The organism is Lysobacter sp. 22409 (genome assembly GCF_052045105.1).
Lineage (GTDB): Bacteria > Pseudomonadota > Gammaproteobacteria > Xanthomonadales > Xanthomonadaceae > Lysobacter > Lysobacter antibioticus_B.
Genome location: NZ_JBQEOE010000016.1, coordinates 28,728 through 44,846 on the forward strand (window position 1 = coordinate 28,728; position 16,119 = coordinate 44,846).

The 16,119-nt window shown below is 68.3% G+C and carries 13 protein-coding genes; 10 read left to right on the forward strand and 3 right to left on the reverse strand.

What is annotated here, in order from left to right; translation table 11 throughout:
• Positions 1-354 precede the first annotated feature (354 nt).
• Positions 355-600 (forward strand): GlsB/YeaQ/YmgE family stress response membrane protein, encoded by a 246-nt coding sequence (locus ACTJJK_RS10390; protein ID WP_031373682.1) that lies wholly within the window; start codon positions 355-357, stop codon positions 598-600.
• Positions 601-714: 114 nt separating this feature from the next.
• Here ACTJJK_RS10390 and cysN read toward each other — a convergent pair whose 3' ends face one another.
• Positions 715-2,706 (reverse strand): sulfate adenylyltransferase subunit CysN, encoded by a 1,992-nt coding sequence (gene cysN, locus ACTJJK_RS10395; RefSeq protein WP_440730145.1) that lies wholly within the window; start codon positions 2,704-2,706, stop codon positions 715-717.
• A complete protein-coding gene (gene cysD / locus ACTJJK_RS10400) occupies positions 2,706-3,665 on the reverse strand; it encodes a sulfate adenylyltransferase subunit CysD (protein WP_430536921.1) in 960 nt (319 codons plus the stop codon). The genes cysN and cysD overlap by 1 nt, the downstream gene beginning before the upstream one ends.
• A 307-nt stretch (positions 3,666-3,972) precedes the next feature.
• Here cysD and ACTJJK_RS10405 point away from each other — a divergent pair, with 307 nt between their 5' ends.
• The 3 genes from ACTJJK_RS10405 (at position 3,973) to ACTJJK_RS10415 (ending at position 8,613) form a co-directional block, all read left to right on the forward strand.
• Positions 3,973-5,829, forward strand: coding sequence for an assimilatory sulfite reductase (NADPH) flavoprotein subunit (locus ACTJJK_RS10405; RefSeq protein ID WP_031373685.1), 1,857 nt, complete (start codon positions 3,973-3,975; stop codon positions 5,827-5,829).
• Positions 5,830-6,094: 265 nt separating this feature from the next.
• Positions 6,095-7,864, forward strand: coding sequence for an assimilatory sulfite reductase (NADPH) hemoprotein subunit (gene cysI / locus ACTJJK_RS10410; RefSeq protein ID WP_440730146.1), 1,770 nt, complete (start codon positions 6,095-6,097; stop codon positions 7,862-7,864).
• Positions 7,861-8,613, forward strand: coding sequence for a phosphoadenylyl-sulfate reductase (locus tag ACTJJK_RS10415; protein WP_031373687.1), 753 nt, complete (start codon positions 7,861-7,863; stop codon positions 8,611-8,613). Before cysI ends, ACTJJK_RS10415 begins: the two co-directional genes overlap by 4 nt.
• 239 nt (positions 8,614-8,852) lie before the next feature.
• Here ACTJJK_RS10415 and ACTJJK_RS10420 read toward each other — a convergent pair whose 3' ends face one another.
• Positions 8,853-9,836, reverse strand: coding sequence for a LysR family transcriptional regulator (locus tag ACTJJK_RS10420; protein ID WP_223619912.1), 984 nt, complete (start codon positions 9,834-9,836; stop codon positions 8,853-8,855).
• A gap of 312 nt (positions 9,837-10,148) precedes the next feature.
• Here ACTJJK_RS10420 and cysG point away from each other — a divergent pair, with 312 nt between their 5' ends.
• The 6 genes from cysG (at position 10,149) to ACTJJK_RS10450 (ending at position 15,921) form a co-directional block, all read left to right on the forward strand.
• The gene (cysG, locus tag ACTJJK_RS10425) at positions 10,149-11,609 is read left to right on the forward strand and encodes a siroheme synthase CysG (RefSeq protein ID WP_031373689.1); all 1,461 of its coding nucleotides are present in this window, start codon (positions 10,149-10,151) and stop codon (positions 11,607-11,609) included.
• A 37-nt stretch (positions 11,610-11,646) separates the two neighbouring features.
• Positions 11,647-12,627, forward strand: coding sequence for a cysteine synthase A (gene cysK / locus ACTJJK_RS10430; RefSeq protein WP_031373690.1), 981 nt, complete (start codon positions 11,647-11,649; stop codon positions 12,625-12,627).
• Between the two features lie 416 nt (positions 12,628-13,043).
• The gene (locus ACTJJK_RS10435; RefSeq protein ID WP_440730147.1) at positions 13,044-14,075 is read left to right on the forward strand and encodes an aminoglycoside phosphotransferase family protein; all 1,032 of its coding nucleotides are present in this window, start codon (positions 13,044-13,046) and stop codon (positions 14,073-14,075) included.
• Positions 14,072-14,797, forward strand: coding sequence for an N-acetylmuramate alpha-1-phosphate uridylyltransferase MurU (gene murU, locus ACTJJK_RS10440; RefSeq protein ID WP_440730148.1), 726 nt, complete (start codon positions 14,072-14,074; stop codon positions 14,795-14,797). Before ACTJJK_RS10435 ends, murU begins: the two co-directional genes overlap by 4 nt.
• Positions 14,798-14,867: 70 nt before the next feature.
• Entirely contained in the window at positions 14,868-15,422 is a 555-nt protein-coding gene (locus ACTJJK_RS10445) for an RNA 2'-phosphotransferase (RefSeq protein WP_440730149.1), read from the forward strand.
• Positions 15,423-15,426: 4 nt separating this feature from the next.
• Positions 15,427-15,921: an O-acetyl-ADP-ribose deacetylase gene (locus ACTJJK_RS10450; RefSeq protein WP_031373694.1), complete on the forward strand. Its 495-nt coding sequence runs from the start codon at positions 15,427-15,429 to the stop codon at positions 15,919-15,921.
• Positions 15,922-16,119 lie beyond the last annotated feature (198 nt).

Here is a 16,119-nt window from a genome sequence, read left to right on the forward strand (position 1 = left end):
CGACCGCGTTCCTGCACGACGCGACGCCTGTCTGGGCTTGCTGCGTCCGGCTGATGCGGTGGATGTTTGACCGCTCCGATCGACGGCGTGGGACAGGAGCTTTCTGCGCGCCCGCGGTCGCGGCTCACGCCGCTCCTACAAGGAGACGACGCCGGCCTATGTAAGAGCGGCGTAAGCCGCGACCTCGATGTCGCACGAAGCGATGCCGATCGAGGCGGGTCGCGCCGGTACGAGAGCCGGTTCCGTGCCGTCTCTGCCGGGCGTGCCAGCCACCCGCCCCGCCCTCACGCCGCGGCGACATTGACGGCCACATGCTCCAGCCGCGTCACCCACCATCCCCAGGAGGGCAAGCCCATGCTAGGCGGCATCTTTTACACGATCATCATCGGCGCGGTCATCGGCGTCCTCGCGCGCTTCTTCAAGCCCGGCGCCGATCCGATGGGCTGGATACTCACCATCCTGCTCGGCATCGCCGGCGCCTACATCGGCAGCCTGCTCTATGCCGGCGGCGGGCTGATCGGTCTGATCGTCTCGGTCATCTGCGCCATCGTGCTGCTGTTCCTGTACGAGATGATCCGAAGCAAGACCTCCAAACCCTGAGGCGTCCGCGGCATTGCGCTTCGCTGAAAACAGAACACCCCGGCTCAGGCCGGGGTGTTTCGTTTCGGACATGGAGGCAGCCTGCGCTGCGCCGGACAGCCGCGTCGCAGACGCTCAATCGCGCAGGTAATCGATCACCCGCTGCGCCAAGGCCTGGGCATCGTGTTCGAGGGTATCCAACTGCAGCTCCGCCGCCTCCGGCGCTTCGTACGGCGAATCGATGCCGGTGAAGTTCGGGATCTTGCCGGCGCGGGCCTTCGCGTACAGGCCCTTGACGTCGCGGCGCTCGGCCTCGGCGAGCGGGGTGTCGACGAAGACTTCGACGAATTCGCCGTCCTCGAACAACTCGCGCGCGAGCCGGCGTTCGGCGCGGAACGGCGAGATGAAGCTCACCAGCACGATCAGGCCGGCGTCGGTCATCAGCTTGGCGACTTCGGCGACGCGGCGGATGTTCTCGACCCGGTCTTCGTCGGTGAAGCCGAGGTCCTTGTTGAGGCCATGCCGCACGTTGTCTCCGTCGAGCACGAAGCTGTGGTGGCCGAGCGCATGCAGTTGCTTGTCGACCAGGTTGGCGATGGTCGATTTGCCCGAACCCGACAAACCGGTGAACCACACGCAGCGCGGCTTCTGGTGCTTGCTGCGCGCACGTGCGGCCTTGTCGACGTCGACCGGCTGCCAATGGATGTTGCCGGCGCGGCGCAGGGCGAAATCCACGGTGCCGGCGGCGACGGTGGCGTGGCTCTGGCGGTCGATCAGGATGAAGCTGCCGAGTTCGCGGTTGTCGAGATAGGCCTCGAATGCGATCGGCTGATCGAGACTCAGATTGCAGTAGGCGACCTCGTTGAGTTCGAGGTGCTTGGCCGCGAGCTGGGCCTGGCTGTTGACGTCGACCTTGTGCTTGATCTCGGTGATGCTGGCGCTGACCGTGCGCGCGCCGATCTTCAGCCAGTACGAGCGGCCCGGCAGCAGCGGCTGGGTGTCCATCCACAGCAGATGCACGGCGAACTGGTCGGCCACCTGCGCAGGCTGCGCGGCGTTGGCGATGACGTCGCCGCGGCTGATGTCGAGTTCGTCGGCGAGCGTCAGGGTGACCGCCTGGCCGGCACCGGCGACCTTGAGATCGCCGTCGGCGGTGACGATGCGCTGCACCTGCGAGCGGCGGCCCGACGGCAAGGCGACGACTTCGTCGCCGGGCCGCACCGTGCCGGCGGCAATGGTGCCGGCGAAACCGCGGAAATCCTGGTTCGGGCGGTTGACCCATTGCACCGGCAGGCGGAAGCCGAGTTCGGCCGCGCTGCGTTCGGTGTCGACCGATTCCAGATGCTCAAGCACGCTCGGGCCGTGGTACCACGGCGTCTGCGCCGAGCGTTCGGTGAGGTTGTGGCCGTGCAAGGCCGACAAGGGCACGGCGGTGACGTGTTCGATGCCGAGCTGGGCGGCGAGCTCGCGGTATTCACCGGCGATGCGCTCGAACACGGCCTGGTCGAAGTCGACCAGGTCCATCTTGTTGACCGCTAGCAGCACGTGGCGGATGCCGAGCAAAGACACGATATAGCTGTGCCGGCGCGTCTGCGTCAGCAGGCCCTTGCGCGCATCGACCAGCACCACCGCCAATGCGGCGGTCGAGGCGCCGGTCGCCATGTTGCGGGTGTACTGCTCGTGGCCCGGGCAGTCGGCGACGATGAACTTGCGCTTCTCGGTGCCGAAGAAACGGTAGGCGACGTCGATGGTGATGCCTTGCTCGCGCTCGGCGGCCAGCCCGTCGACCAGCAGGGCGAAATCGATCTCGCCGTTCTGGGTGCCGTGGCGGCGGCTGTCGGCATCGAGCGCGGCCAGTTGGTCGTCGAACAGCAAGCGGGTGTCGTGCAGCAGGCGCCCGATCAGGGTGCTCTTGCCGTCGTCGACACTGCCGCAGGTGATGAAGCGCAGCAGGCTCTTATGCTCGTGCTGCTGCAGGTAGCCGGCGATGCCGGCGTCGGCGGGACTCGGGACTCGGGTCTCGGGACTCGCAAAAGCCACCACCCTGCCCGTGGTCCCTATCGCTTCCACGTCGCCGCGCTCCGCCTGCTCCAATCCAGACTCCCGACTCGCGAATCCCGGCTTCATCAGAAGTAACCCTCTTGTTTCTTGCGTTCCATCGAAGCGGAGGGATCGTGGTCGATCACTCGCCCCTGGCGCTCGGAGGTGGTCGCGACCAGCATCTCGGCGATGATCGCTTCGAGCGTGTCGGCCTCGGACTCGATCGCACCGGTCAGCGGGTAGCAGCCGAGCGTGCGGAAACGCACCTTGCGGGTCTGCGGCACTTCGCCGTCGCGCAGCGGCAGGCGCTCGTCGTCGACCAGGATCAGGCTGCCGTCGCGTTCCACCACCGGGCGTTCGGCGGCGAAATACAGCGACGGCACCGGGATCTTCTCGCGATAGATGTACAGCCAGACGTCGAGCTCGGTCCAGTTCGAGATCGGAAACACACGTACGCTCTCGCCGGCATGGATGCGGGTGTTGAACAACGACCACAGCTCCGGGCGCTGGTTCTTCGGGTCCCAGCGGTGCTGTGGATTGCGGAACGAGAAGATCCGTTCCTTGGCGCGCGACTTCTCTTCGTCGCGGCGCGCGCCGCCGATCGCGGCGTCGAACTTGTTCCAGTCCAGCGCCTGCTTGAGGCCCTGGGTCTTCATCACATCGGTATGCACGCTGGCGCCGTGGCTGACCGGGCCGATGCCCTGGGCCAGGCCGTCGGGGTTGATGTGCACGCGCAGGTCGACGCCGGTCTCGCTGGCGCGGCGGTCGCGGAAGGCGATCATCTCGCCGAACTTCCAGCCGGTGTCGACGTGCAGCAACGGAATCGGCGGGCGCGCCGGGTAGAAGGCCTTGAGCAACAGGTGCAGCAGCACTGAGCTGTCCTTGCCGACCGAGTACAGCATCACCGGGTTGCGGAACTCCGAGGCCACCTCGCGCAGGATGTGGATGCTTTCGGCCTCGAGCCGGTCCAGATGACTCAACGCCCGCGCGGACAACGGCGGCGGCGGAGCGGACAGCGGCGGGCTCAGGTCGGGTGACGCACTCATTCGGAGGGACTCATCAAGGCGGCGGGCGTAGCGAAAGGGCGGACTGGACGACGCGCGCCAGCCAGACAAACCGGTCGCGGCGACCCGCCGACAGCGGGAAACCGGAGGGGCGGACCCGCGTTTGCGGACCGTCCAAGCCTAGCCGGACCGGCGGCTGAGCTTGCGGCCATTAGAATTCCCCCGGTTTCGGGGAGGAAATAAGCGCCGGGCATGAGCGCATTACCGAGCATCCTTTCCGCGGCCCGGGAGCCGCTCGTAGCCTGCAGTCTCCCGAAGTCAGAAGCCGACCGCCGTGCCCGCCGCCGCCCTGTCCGCTCCAGCCCTGTCCGCTCCGCCCTCGCTCGCCACTCCGCTGCCCGCGGACCGGCTCGATTCGCTCGTCCGCCTCACCGAAGGCCTGGACCACAACAGCCTGTGGTGGCTGTCGGGCTATGCCGCCGGCCTGGCCCGCGCCGGCGCCGGCAACGTCGCCACTCTCGCGATTCCGGCCGCGACCCCCGCGGTCGCCGCGCCGGAGGCCCGCGCCAGCGAGCGTCTGAGCATCGTCTACGGCAGCCAGACCGGCAACGCCAAGCGCCTGGCCGAACAGCTCGCCGGCCAAGCCGAGGCCGCCGGTCTCAGCGTGCGCCTGCTGCGCGCCGACGCCTACCCGACCCGCGAACTCAAGAACGAACGCCTGCTCTATGTGGTCATCAGCACCCAGGGCGACGGCGATCCGCCGGACGACTCGCGCGGTCTGATCGATTTCATCGCCGGTAAGCGCGCGCCCGAACTCAAGGGGCTCAGCTTCGCCGTGCTCGGCCTCGGCGATTCCAGCTACCCGGATTTCTGCTCGATCGGCCAGAAAGTCGACGCACGCCTCGGCGAACTCGGTGCGACCCGCTTGTTCGCCCGCGGCGACGCCGACCTGGATTTCGAAACCGTCTCCACGCCGTGGCTGCAGCAAGCGCTGAGCCAGGCCAAGGAAGCGCTGAAGCCGGCCGCCACGCATCTGGCCACGGTCACGCCGCTGCGCCCCCTCGCGACCGCGCCGGCCTTCCATCGCGATGCGCCGTTCGCCGCCGAGCTGCTGAGCAATCGGCGCCTGATCGCGCGCGGTTCCGACCGGGTGGTGCCGGACAAGGACATCCGCCACATCGAAATCTCGCTGGAAGGCTCGGGCCTGCATTACCAGCCCGGCGACTCGCTCGGCATCTGGCCGCGCAACCCGCCGGCCCTGGTCGAGGCGGTGCTGAGCACGCTTGAGCTCGACGGCAACGCCGGCGTCGAGCACGGCGGCCAGTCGCTGCCGTTGCGGCAGTGGCTCAGCGAGAAGCGCGAACTGACCAAGCTGGCGCGTCCGTTCATCGCCAGCCATGCCGCGCATGCGCGCAGCGACGAACTCAACCGCCTGCTCGCCCCCGACCAGGCCGCCCAGTTCGCCGAACTGCTCGCCAACAGCCAGGTCATCGATCTGCTGCAGCGCTACGACGGCCAGTGGTCGGCCGAGGAACTGGTCGCCGCGCTGCGTCCGCTCACCCCGCGCATGTACTCGATCGCTTCCAGCCAAAAGCTGGTCGGCGACGAAGCCCACCTCACCGTCGCCCATGTCGAATACCAGAGCGCCGGCGGCACCCGCTGGGGCGCGGCCTCGCATCTGCTCGCCAGCGCCGACGAAGGCGAGCGCCTGCCGGTGTTCATCGAACACAACGAACGCTTCCGCGTGCCCACCGACGGCAGCCGCGACGTGATCATGATCGGCCCGGGCACCGGCGTCGCGCCGTTCCGCGGCTTCGTCCAGGAACGCGTCGCCGACGGCGCCAGCGGCCGCAACTGGCTGCTGTTCGGCAACCCGCATTTCCGCACCGACTTCCTCTACCAGGTCGAATGGCAGGCCGCGTTGAAGGCCGGCCAGCTGCACAAGCTCGACCTGGCGTTCTCTCGCGACCAGGCGCAGAAGGTCTACGTCCAGCACCGCCTCGGCGAACAGGGCCGCGATCTGTACGACTGGCTCGAAGGCGGCGCGCATCTGTACGTCTGCGGCGACGCCTCGCGCATGGCGAAGGACGTGCACGCGGCACTGCTGGCAGCGATCGCCAAGCACGGCGGCAAGGACGAGGAAGGCGCCGAAGACTATCTCAACGAACTGCAGCGACAGGGCCGCTACGCCCGGGACGTTTACTGATGTATTTGTTTCGCCATCGCCATTTCATCGAAACGGGTCGCGCGTCGCAGGCCGACGCATCCGGCTTCGTGTCTACTGCGCTCGACGGATCTGAGGTCGAGGGATCGCTGCTTGCCCCGGCGGCCCGGATGGAACGAGGAAACCACGCCGCCCCGGTAGCGCGCGCCGACAAGAGTGCGTCGCCGGGCCCGGGCCGCGCTCCATTCGGGCTGCATCCGCTGGGTGCCCATGCGCTGCGTTTCGCTGCGACCGCCGGAGCGCCGGCATGAGCGCGCATTCGGTCGAAGACATCAAGCGCTCCAGCGCGCGCCTGCGCGGCAGCCTGCTGGAAAGCCTGGCCGATCCGGTCACCGGCGCCCTGCGCGACGACGACCAGACCCTGATCAAGTACCACGGCAGCTACCAGCAGGACGACCGCGACGTGCGCGAAGAGCGCCGCCTCGCGCGCCTGGAGCCGGCCTACAGCTTCATGATCCGCACCCGCACGCCGGGCGGCGTAGTCACCCCGGAGCAATGGCTCAAGCTCGACGCCATCGCGACGACTTATGCCGAACGCGGCCTGCGCGTCACCACGCGCCAGGCCTTCCAGTTCCATGGCGTGATCAAGACCGAGCTGAAGGCGACCATGCAGTCGATCAACGCCGCCTTGATCGACACCCTGGCCGCCTGCGGCGACGTCAACCGCAACGTCGCCGTCGCCGCCAACCCGCAGGTCTCGGCCTCGCATGCGCAGGTGTTCAAGCAGGCCGCGGCGCTGTCGGAGCACTTGCTGCCGAACACCCGCGCCTATTACGAGATCTGGCTCGACGAAGAACGCATCGACGGCAGCGGCAGCGAGGACGAGCCGATCTACGGCAACGTCTATCTGCCGCGCAAGTTCAAGATCGGCTTCGCCATTCCGCCCTACAACGACGTCGACGTGTTCGCCCAGGACCTGGGCTATATCGCGATCCTCGCCAAGAACGCCGCCGGCGCCGACGAACTGCTCGGTTACAACGTCACCGTCGGCGGCGGCATGGGCGCGACCCACGGCGATGCCGAAACCTATCCGCGCGTCGCCGACGTAATCGGCTTCGTGACGCCCGACCAGGTCATCGCAGTCGGCGAAGCCGTGGTCACCGCACAACGCGATTTCGGCAACCGCGCCGTGCGCAAGCGTGCCCGTCTCAAGTACACCATCGACGACCGCGGGCTCGCCTGGTTCAAAGCGGAAGTCGAACGCCGTGCCGGGTTCCCTCTCCTCCCGGCACGGCCGTTCGCCTTCCGTCACAACGGTGACCGCTTCGGCTGGGTCGACAGCGAAGCCAGCAACAGTGGCGACGCGCGCGCTCACCTGACCCTGCGCCTGCCGGCCGGGCGCATCGTCGACGGCGCGCTCGACGGCCACGGCCCCGAGCTGACCCACCTCAGCGGCCTGCGCGCGGTCGCGCAGTTGCTCAGCGGCCACGACGGCGCCGAGTTCCGCATGACCCCGAACCAGAATCTGGTGATCGCCGGCGTGCCGTCGGCGCTGCGCGCGCAGGTCGACACGCTGGTCGCTCAGCACGGTCTCGACGCCTATCGCCAGGCCAGCCCGCTGCGCCGCAACGCCCTGGCCTGCGTGTCGCTGCCGACCTGCGGCCTGGCCATGGCCGAAGCCGAGCGTTACCTGCCGGATTTCCTCGGCCACGTCGAAGCCTTGCTGGTGAAGCACTCGATCCCGGATGCATCGATCAACCTGCGCATCAGCGGCTGCCCGAACGGTTGCTCGCGCCCCTACCTCGGCGAGATCGCCCTGGTCGGCAAGGCGCCGGGCCGCTACAACCTGATGCTCGGCGCCGATCACCGCGGCCAGCGCCTGAACACCCTGTACCGCGAAAACATCGCCGAGCCGGAGATCCTCGCCGCGCTCGACCCGCTGTTCGCCGCCTATGCGAGCGGACGCAACGACGACGAAGGTTTCGGCGACTACCTGGTGCGCAACCAGGTCGTCTCGATCCCTTATCCCACCCCCACCGGTATACCGATCGCACTGGTTGCAGAGGCCTACGCATGAGCGCTCCGACCGATCCCGTCACCGCCGCCGAATCGCCGCGCGCGCTGGCCGAACTCAACGCCTGGCTGGCGACGCAAAGCGCCGAGCAACGCGTCGCCTGGGCCCTGGAAAACACCGCCGGCGAGCACGCGCTATCGTCGAGCTTCGGCGCCCAGTCGGCGGTGTCCCTGCACATGGTGACCCGGCAGGCGCCGCAGATCCCGGTGATCGTGGTCGACACCGGCTATCTGTTCCCGGAGACCTACCGCTTCATCGACGAACTCGGCGAGCGGCTCCAGCTCAATCTCAAGGTCTATCGCCCGCAGATCGGCGTGGCCTGGATGGAAGCGCGCTTCGGCCGCTTGTGGGAACAGGGCCTGGACGGCATCGAACGCTACAACCGCCTGCGCAAGGTCGAACCGATGCAGCGCGCGCTCAACGACCTCGGCGTGCGCACCTGGATCGCCGGCCTACGCCGCAGCCAGTCGGGCAGCCGCGCCAACATCGAGTTCCTGCAGTTGCGAGACGGACGCTGGAAACTGCATCCGTTGGCCGACTGGAGCGACCGCGACATCTGGCAGTACCTGCATACCCACGACCTGCCGTATCACCCGCTGTGGCACGACGGCTATGTGTCGATCGGCGACATCCACACCACGCGCCGGCTCGAGCCGGGCATGCGCGATGAAGACACCCGTTTCTTCGGGCTAAAGCGCGAATGCGGCCTGCATTTCGACAGCGAGCCGGTGGCGGAGAACCAGGCTGCTTGATGGCTGCAGGTCGGGTTGCGCGGCGAGCGTAACGGAAAGCAAATCCCCCCTGCCCCCCTTTTTCAAAGGGGGGAATGCTTACGGGAGATTCTGTCGAGGCTCGTTGATATCCGGGCTGCCTCTCACACCCGCGCAACGTCCTAACGGACTTCCCCCTTTGGAAAAGGGGGACCGAGGGGGATTTGCTCTTCACCCACAGCGACACGCCCGCCGAAGCCCGGCAACAACTCGCAGATCGCTTACGAACTGATCGGCTGGGTCAGCTCGGTCCAGGTCGGGGCCTTCGGCCACTGCGGTTCCAGGTTGCCTTCGAGCACGCGGCGCAGGTCGCGGCGGTCGATCTGCGGGGCCAGGCCGTGCAACAGCTCCAGCGCGTAGTCGCGCAGCACGCGCGCACGCGGAATCACCGCCCAGGTGATGCACTCGGGAAACGCGTCCGGCGCGATCAGCGCCTTCAGGTCGTCGTCGCGCGAGGTCACCGCCATCTCGGCCAACACGCCGACGCCTAGACCCGCGCGCACATAGGTCTTGATCAGATCGGCGTCGCGCGCGGTCATCGCCAGCTGCGGCTCCTGGCCGCCTGCGGTGAAGGCGCGGCGCAGCGAGGATTCCGGGCGAGTCGAGGATTCGTAGCTGATCAGCGGGTGCGCGGCCAGTTCGGCCAACGTCGGCGCGCGATCGAGCTTGGCCAGCGCATGCGTGCGCGGCACCAGCACCACCCGGCGCCAACGGAACAACGGTACGGCGAGCCCGCCCTCGGGCGCGGCGCCTGCAGTGCTGATCACCGCCAGGTCGGCGTTGCCGTGCGACAGGTGCGACAGCACTTCGCCGTCGGCGGCCGCCTGCAAATGCACGCTGACCTGGGGGAAATCGCGTTTGACCTGGGCGATCACCGGCGGCAGCACGTAACGCGCCTGCGTGTGCGTGGTCGACAGCACCAGACGGCCGGCGTGCTGGCCGCGCTCGTTGGCGGCGTAGGCGCGGATGTTGCTGGCTTCTTCGAGAATGCGGCGCGCGTGTTCGAGCACGCGCTCGCCGGCCGGCGCGATCGCTTCCAGGCTGCGGCCCTTGCGCACGAACAACAAAAAACCCAGTTCGTCTTCGAGCTGTTTGAGCTGCTTGGACAAACCCGGCTGGGTCGCGTGGACGCGCTCGGCGGCCAGGGTGATGTTGAGGCCCGAATCGGCGATGGCGACCAGGTAGCGGAGCTGGGTCAGGGTCATGGCGTGGCTATCCGTAAAAGAGGGAGATCGGCGGCGGAATGTCGGCGCAGACGACGGCAACAGCCCGCGCCGTGGCGGACCGGGTCGTGCGGCCGGGACATTCGTTTGCGGATCGCTTCCACGTCTTTATCGCTCTATTCGGATATAACGATTTATAGCGTATTCGGCGTATGGTCGCCTTGTCCAGCCCCCTGGGCGGCCTTCACGGGGCTCATGCCGTGACGGCATGTGCAAAGGCGGCGACGTCATTTCCGGCCCCGGTCCGGGCGCCGTAGGGTCGTCCCATCGTCCCCGGATTGCCGCCCCGCCGCCATGACCAGCCCTCTGTTCCCATTGTTTGCCGACCTGCGCGGACGCACCGTGCTCGTGGTCGGTGGCGGGACGGTGGCGCTGCGCAAGGCGGGTGCACTGCTCGATGCCGGCGCCCGGGTCCGGGTCGGCGCGCCCGAACTGGTCCCGGCCTTGGCGGCTTGGGTCGCCGAGGGCCGCATCGAGCACCTGCCGGGGACCTTCGTGGTCCAGTGGCTGGACGAGACCTGGTTGGCGATCGCCGCGACCGACGATGCCGCGGTCAACCGCGCCGTCGCCGAAGCCGGCGAGGCGCGCCGGGTCTGGGTCAACGTCGTCGACGATGTCGAGGCCTCGAGCTTCCACGTCCCGGCGCGCGTGGTCCGCGGCCCGGTGCAGATCGCGATCTCCAGCGGCGGCGGCGTGCCGATGCTGTCGCGCCATCTGCGCGAAACCCTGGAAACCCAACTCGACGAATCGCTCGGCGCACTCGCGCAATTGTTGTCGCGCGAACGCGAGCGCATCCGCAAGCACTATCCCGAGCTCGGTGCGCGCCGTCGCTTCTTCGACCGCGTGCTGTCGGGCCCGATTCCCTCGTTGCTGCGCCAGGGCCGCGGCGAAGAAGCGCAACGCGCCTTCGGCGCCGCGCTCGTCGAATCCGACGCCGCCGCCGCGCAAGTCGGCTCGGTCGCGCTGGTCGGTGCCGGCCCCGGCGATCCGGGCCTGCTGACCCTGCGCGGCCTGCGCGTGCTCAACGAGGCCGACGTGATCCTGCACGACCGCCTGGTCAGCCCGCAGGTGCTGCAACTGGCGCGCCGCGACGCCGAGCTGATCGACGTCGGCAAGCCGCTCGCCGGCACCGTGTCGCCGGCCAATCATCACAGCACTCAGGAACGCATCCACGCCCTCATGCTCGAACACGCCCGCGCCGGCAAGCGCGTGGTGCGGCTCAAGGGCGGCGACCCGTTCGTGTTCGGGCGCGGCGGCGAAGAACTCGAAGTGCTGCGCGACCACGGCATCGCCTTCGAAGTCGTGCCCGGCATCACCGCCGCGCTGGCTTGCGGCGCCTACGCCGGCATTCCGTTGACCCATCGCGAGCATGCGCAATCGCTGCGCCTGGTCACCGCTCATCTGAAGGACGCCAACGACGGCCTCGACTGGCGCGCGCTCGCCCAGGAAAAGCAGACACTCGCGGTCTACATGGGCGTGTCCGGGCTCGACGTGCTGCGCGACAAACTGATCGAACACGGTCGCGCCGCCAGCACGCCGTTCGCCCTGATCGAAAACGGCTCGCGCCCGGAACAGCGCGTGGTCACCGGCACGCTGGCCGAACTGGCCGAACGTGCGCAAGCGCATCGCGTGCAGTCGCCGGCCTTGCTGATCGTCGGCGAAGTCGCGGCGCTGGCCGAGCGTCTGCACTGGTTCGGAGAAGCGCCGCTGACGCAAGCGCTGGCGCCGGCCGAAACCTACGCCGTAGCCGCCTGACGCCCCTTATTCGCACCCACGCCACGGGAACTCACTCATGCCCCTGTACGACAACATCCTCGACACCATCGGCAACACGCCGATCGTCAAACTGCACCGCATCGCGCCGAAACACGTGACGCTGTACGCGAAGGTCGAATCCTTCAATCCCGGTGGTTCGGTCAAGGACCGTCTGGCCCTGGCGATCGTGCTCGACGCCGAGCGCAGCGGTGCGTTGAAGCCGGGCCAGACCATCGTCGAAGCGACCTCGGGCAACACCGGCATCGCCCTGGCGATGGTCGCCGCCGCCCGCGGCTATCCGTTCGTGGCGGTGATGACCGAAACCTTCTCGATCGAGCGCCGCAAGTTGATGCGCGCTTACGGCGCGAAAGTCATCCTGACCCCGGCCGCCGAACGCGGCACCGGCATGGTCCGCAAGGCCGCCGAGCTGGCCGAGAAACACGGCTGGTTCCTCGCCCGCCAGTTCGACAACCCGGCCAACCCGGCCTATCACCGCAACACCACCGGTCCGGAAATCCTGCGCGACTTCGCCGGCAAGCGGCTCGACTATTTCGTCACCGGCTGGGGCACCGGCGGCACGCTCAGCGGCGCCGGCCAGGTACTGAAGCTGGCGCGCCCCGAGCTGAAGATCGTCACTTCCGAACCCGCCGGCGCTTCGCTGTTGAGCGGCAACGCCTGGCAGCCGCACAAGATCCAGGGCTGGACCCCGGACTTCGTACCGGGCGTACTCGATCGCGGCATCGCCGATGAAATCCGTCCGGTCGACGACGTCGTCGCGCGCGACACCGCGCGCCGCCTGGCTGCCGAGGAAGGCGTGTTCGTCGGCATCTCCGCCGGCGCGACCGTCGCCGCCGCCCTGCAGGTCGCCGAACAGGCGCCGGAAGGTTCGGTGCTGCTGGCGATGCTGCCGGACACCGGCGAGCGTTATCTGTCGACCTTCTTGTTCGAAGGCGTGGCCGAAGGCTCCGACGACGAGTGGCTGGCTTCCCTGGATCGGGAGGAGTCGGTCGCGGCTTGAGCAACAGGCGGGGCGGAGCCGAGCGCGGCCCTCTGGCGCGCACGTGCCGCCGCGTCGGGATCGGCTTTCGCGCCGGCCCCGCCCCGCGCTTCTATTCAGTAACCAGCATCAGCGGTAACCGGGCACCCGTAGGGCGGGGCTCACGACGGCGAGACGCCGGAGGCAGCGGTGGCGACTGCATCCGGAAGACGGCGGCGTGGGCTTCGCCCTACATCTTTTGTCCGATGGCGTGGCGAGGAGTCTTGAGCCTTCGCCCCCTCTCAGCATTGCAGTTGCTGCGGTGGCCACCCGCGGGAGAGGGGTTAAAGCTGCCGGGCCGACGCTTCTCCTGCCGGTAATGGAAGACCGCACGGATTCACCCCCGGACCGCGGACGTTTACCCTGTGCGCTTGCGGCACCCGCCGCGCGGAGCAGGCATGACCCAATCCCACCCTACCGATCGCGACCTCGCCCGCCTGGAATGGGCTCGTGCCGCGACCGGCGACGACCGCCTCGAACTCGTACGCGCTTCGTTCGACGCCGGTTTCCGCAGCTACTGGCGCGGCGCGACGACCGCAGCCGGCGCCGACCAAACCACCGTCATCGTCATGGACTCGCCGCCCGAGCTCGAGGACGCGCGCCCCTGGCTGCGCATGCGCGAGGTCCTGCTCGCCGGCGGCGTGCGCGTGCCGGACGTGCGGGCCCAGGATCTCGAACACGGCTTCCTGCTGCTCGAAGACCTCGGCCGCGACACCTATCTGCAAGTGATCGACGACGGCAACGCCGACGCGCTGTTCGACGATGCCTTCACCCAGTTGCTGAAGATCCAGGCCCTGCCCTGCCCCGACGACCTGCCGCCTTACGACGAGGCTTTCCTCGCCCGCGAACTGCGTTTGTTCGACGAATGGTTCCTCGGCCGCCACCTCGGCATCGAGCTGAGCTGCGACGACCTGGAAAAACTCGACCTGGCCTATCGCCGCATTCTCGACAACGTGCTCGCCCAGGCCCAGATCTTCGTGCACCGCGACTTCATGCCGCGCAACCTGATGCCGGTGCCCGGCGGGGTGGCGGTGATCGATTTCCAGGGCGCGCTGCGCGGGCCGATCGCCTACGACCCGATCAGCCTGTTCCGCGATGCCTTCCTGAGCTGGCCGGAGACGCGCGTCGACGCCTGGCTCGCGCGCTATCACGCGCGGGCCACCGCCGCCGGCATTCCGTTGCCGGACCTCGCGCGTTTCCACCGCGACGCCGACTTCGCCGGCTTGCAGCGCCACATCAAGATTCTGGGCCTGTTCGCGCGCCTGCACCATCGCGACGGCAAGCCCAAGTACCTGGCCGATGCGCCGCGCTTCCTCGGCTACCTCGACGTGGTCCTGTCGCGTTACCCGGAACTCGCGCCGCTCGCCGACATCGTCGAACGTTACGTGCGCCCGGCCCTGACCGCGGCCGCTGCGGCCGACCCGGCATGAAAGCGCTGATCTTCGCCGCCGGCCTCGGCGAGCGCATGCGCCCGCTGACCCTGCACACGCCCAAGCCTTTGTTGAGCGTGGGCGGCAAGCGCCTGATCGAATGGCATCTGGAAAAATTCGCAGCGCTCGGCATCGGCGAGGTCGTGGTCAACACCAGTTGGCTCGCACCGCAGTTCCCCGAGATCCTCGGCGACGGCGCGCGCTGGGGCCTGCGCCTGCGCTATTCCTACGAAGGCGAAACCCCGCTGGAAACCGGCGGCGGCATGCTGCATGCGCTGCAACTGCTGCAGGAAAACGCCGACCCGCAGGCGCCGTTCCTGGTCGCCAACGGCGACATCTGGACCGATTACGACTTCGCCGACATGCCGCGCGACTTCGATGGCGACGCGCATCTGCTGTTGGTCGACAATCCGCCGCAGCATCCGCAGGGCGACTTCCGCCTCGACGACGGACGTCTGCACAACCACGGCGAACCGCGCCTGACCTACTCGGGCATCGGCCTGTATCGTGCGTCCCTGTTCGACGGCTGGCGCGAGCGACTCGGCGATGCCGCCGGCGCGCAACTGCAGCCGCCGCGCTTCAGCACCGTGCCCCTGCTGCGCGCCGCCGCCGATGCCGGCCGTTTGAGCGGCTCGCATCATGGCGGCCGCTGGACCGACGTCGGCACGCCCGAGCGCCTGCAGCAACTCGACGCCGCGCTGACCGCGGCGGCGCACGGCTGAACGCAACACACGAATCGATATCGCGCGGCCTGAACCACCGCAGCCACTCACCCCTGCGAACTGGAATCCCATGACCGCCGTAAACCTCACCAAGACCAGCAAGTTCCTCATCCTGGTGCTGCGCCACGAACCCGAAGCGATCGGCCTGAGCCTCGACGACAACGGCTGGGCCGACCTCGACGAACTGGTCCGCCTGGCCAATGCCGGCGGCAAGCCGGTCACGCGCGCGCTGATCGAGCAAGTCGTGCGCGACAACGACAAGCAGCGCTTCGCGATCAGCGCCGACGGCGCCCGCATCCGCGCCAACCAGGGCCACTCGATCGAGGTCGACCTGGCGCTGACCGCGCTGGAACCGCCGGCCACGCTCTACCACGGCACCGCGACCCGCTTCGCCAAGTCGATCCGCAACTTGGGCCTGGTCAAGCAGAGCCGCCAGCACGTGCATCTTTCCTCCGACGCCGAGACCGCGATCAAGGTCGGCAGCCGTCACGGCAAGGCCCTGGTGTTGTCGGTCCGCGCCGGCGACATGCACGCGCGCGGCCTGAGTTTCTTTCAATCCGAAAACGGCGTCTGGCTGACCGACGCGGTGGCGCCGGAATTCATCGACTGGCCGTCGGAAGGCTGAGCCGATGCTACTGCGCGCGATCCAGGGCGACATCACCACCCTGAGCCTCGACGCGATCGTCAACGCCGCCAATTCTTCCTTGCTCGGTGGTGGCGGCGTCGATGGCGCGATCCACCGCGCGGCCGGCCCGGAGCTGGTGGCCGAGTGCCGCCTGCTGGGCGGCTGCAAGACCGGCGAAGCCAAGCTCACCCGCGGTTATCGATTGCCGGCGCGCCACATCATCCACACCGTCGGCCCGGTCTGGCGCGGCGGCGAGCACGGCGAGCCCGAGCTGCTGGCGGCGTGTTATCGCAATGCGCTGGCAGTGGCGGCGCGGCATGGGTTGGCGAGCGTCGCCTTCCCCTGCATCAGCACCGGCATCTTCGGTTACCCCGCCGATGCGGCCGCTCGGGTCGCGGTCGAGACGGTGCGGGCGCATGCCGATGCGACGCTCGGCGAAGTGGTGTTTTGTTGTTTCTCCGCAGCGGATCGGGGGTTGTACGAGGCGTTGTTGGGTTGAGCCGTCGGCGCGTGCCGTTGCCGTTGCCGTTGCCGTTGCCGAGATTTTGATCTGCTTTGTCGCTTTGCTGCTTTGCCGGTCAACAGTAGACCCGGAGGGCGGCGCACAGGACGTGCGCCGTTTTTCGATAGGACAAGGATGTCCTATCGAAAAATCCCGGCGACAGCATCGCACTCGTGGCCTGTGCCCTTGCAAGGA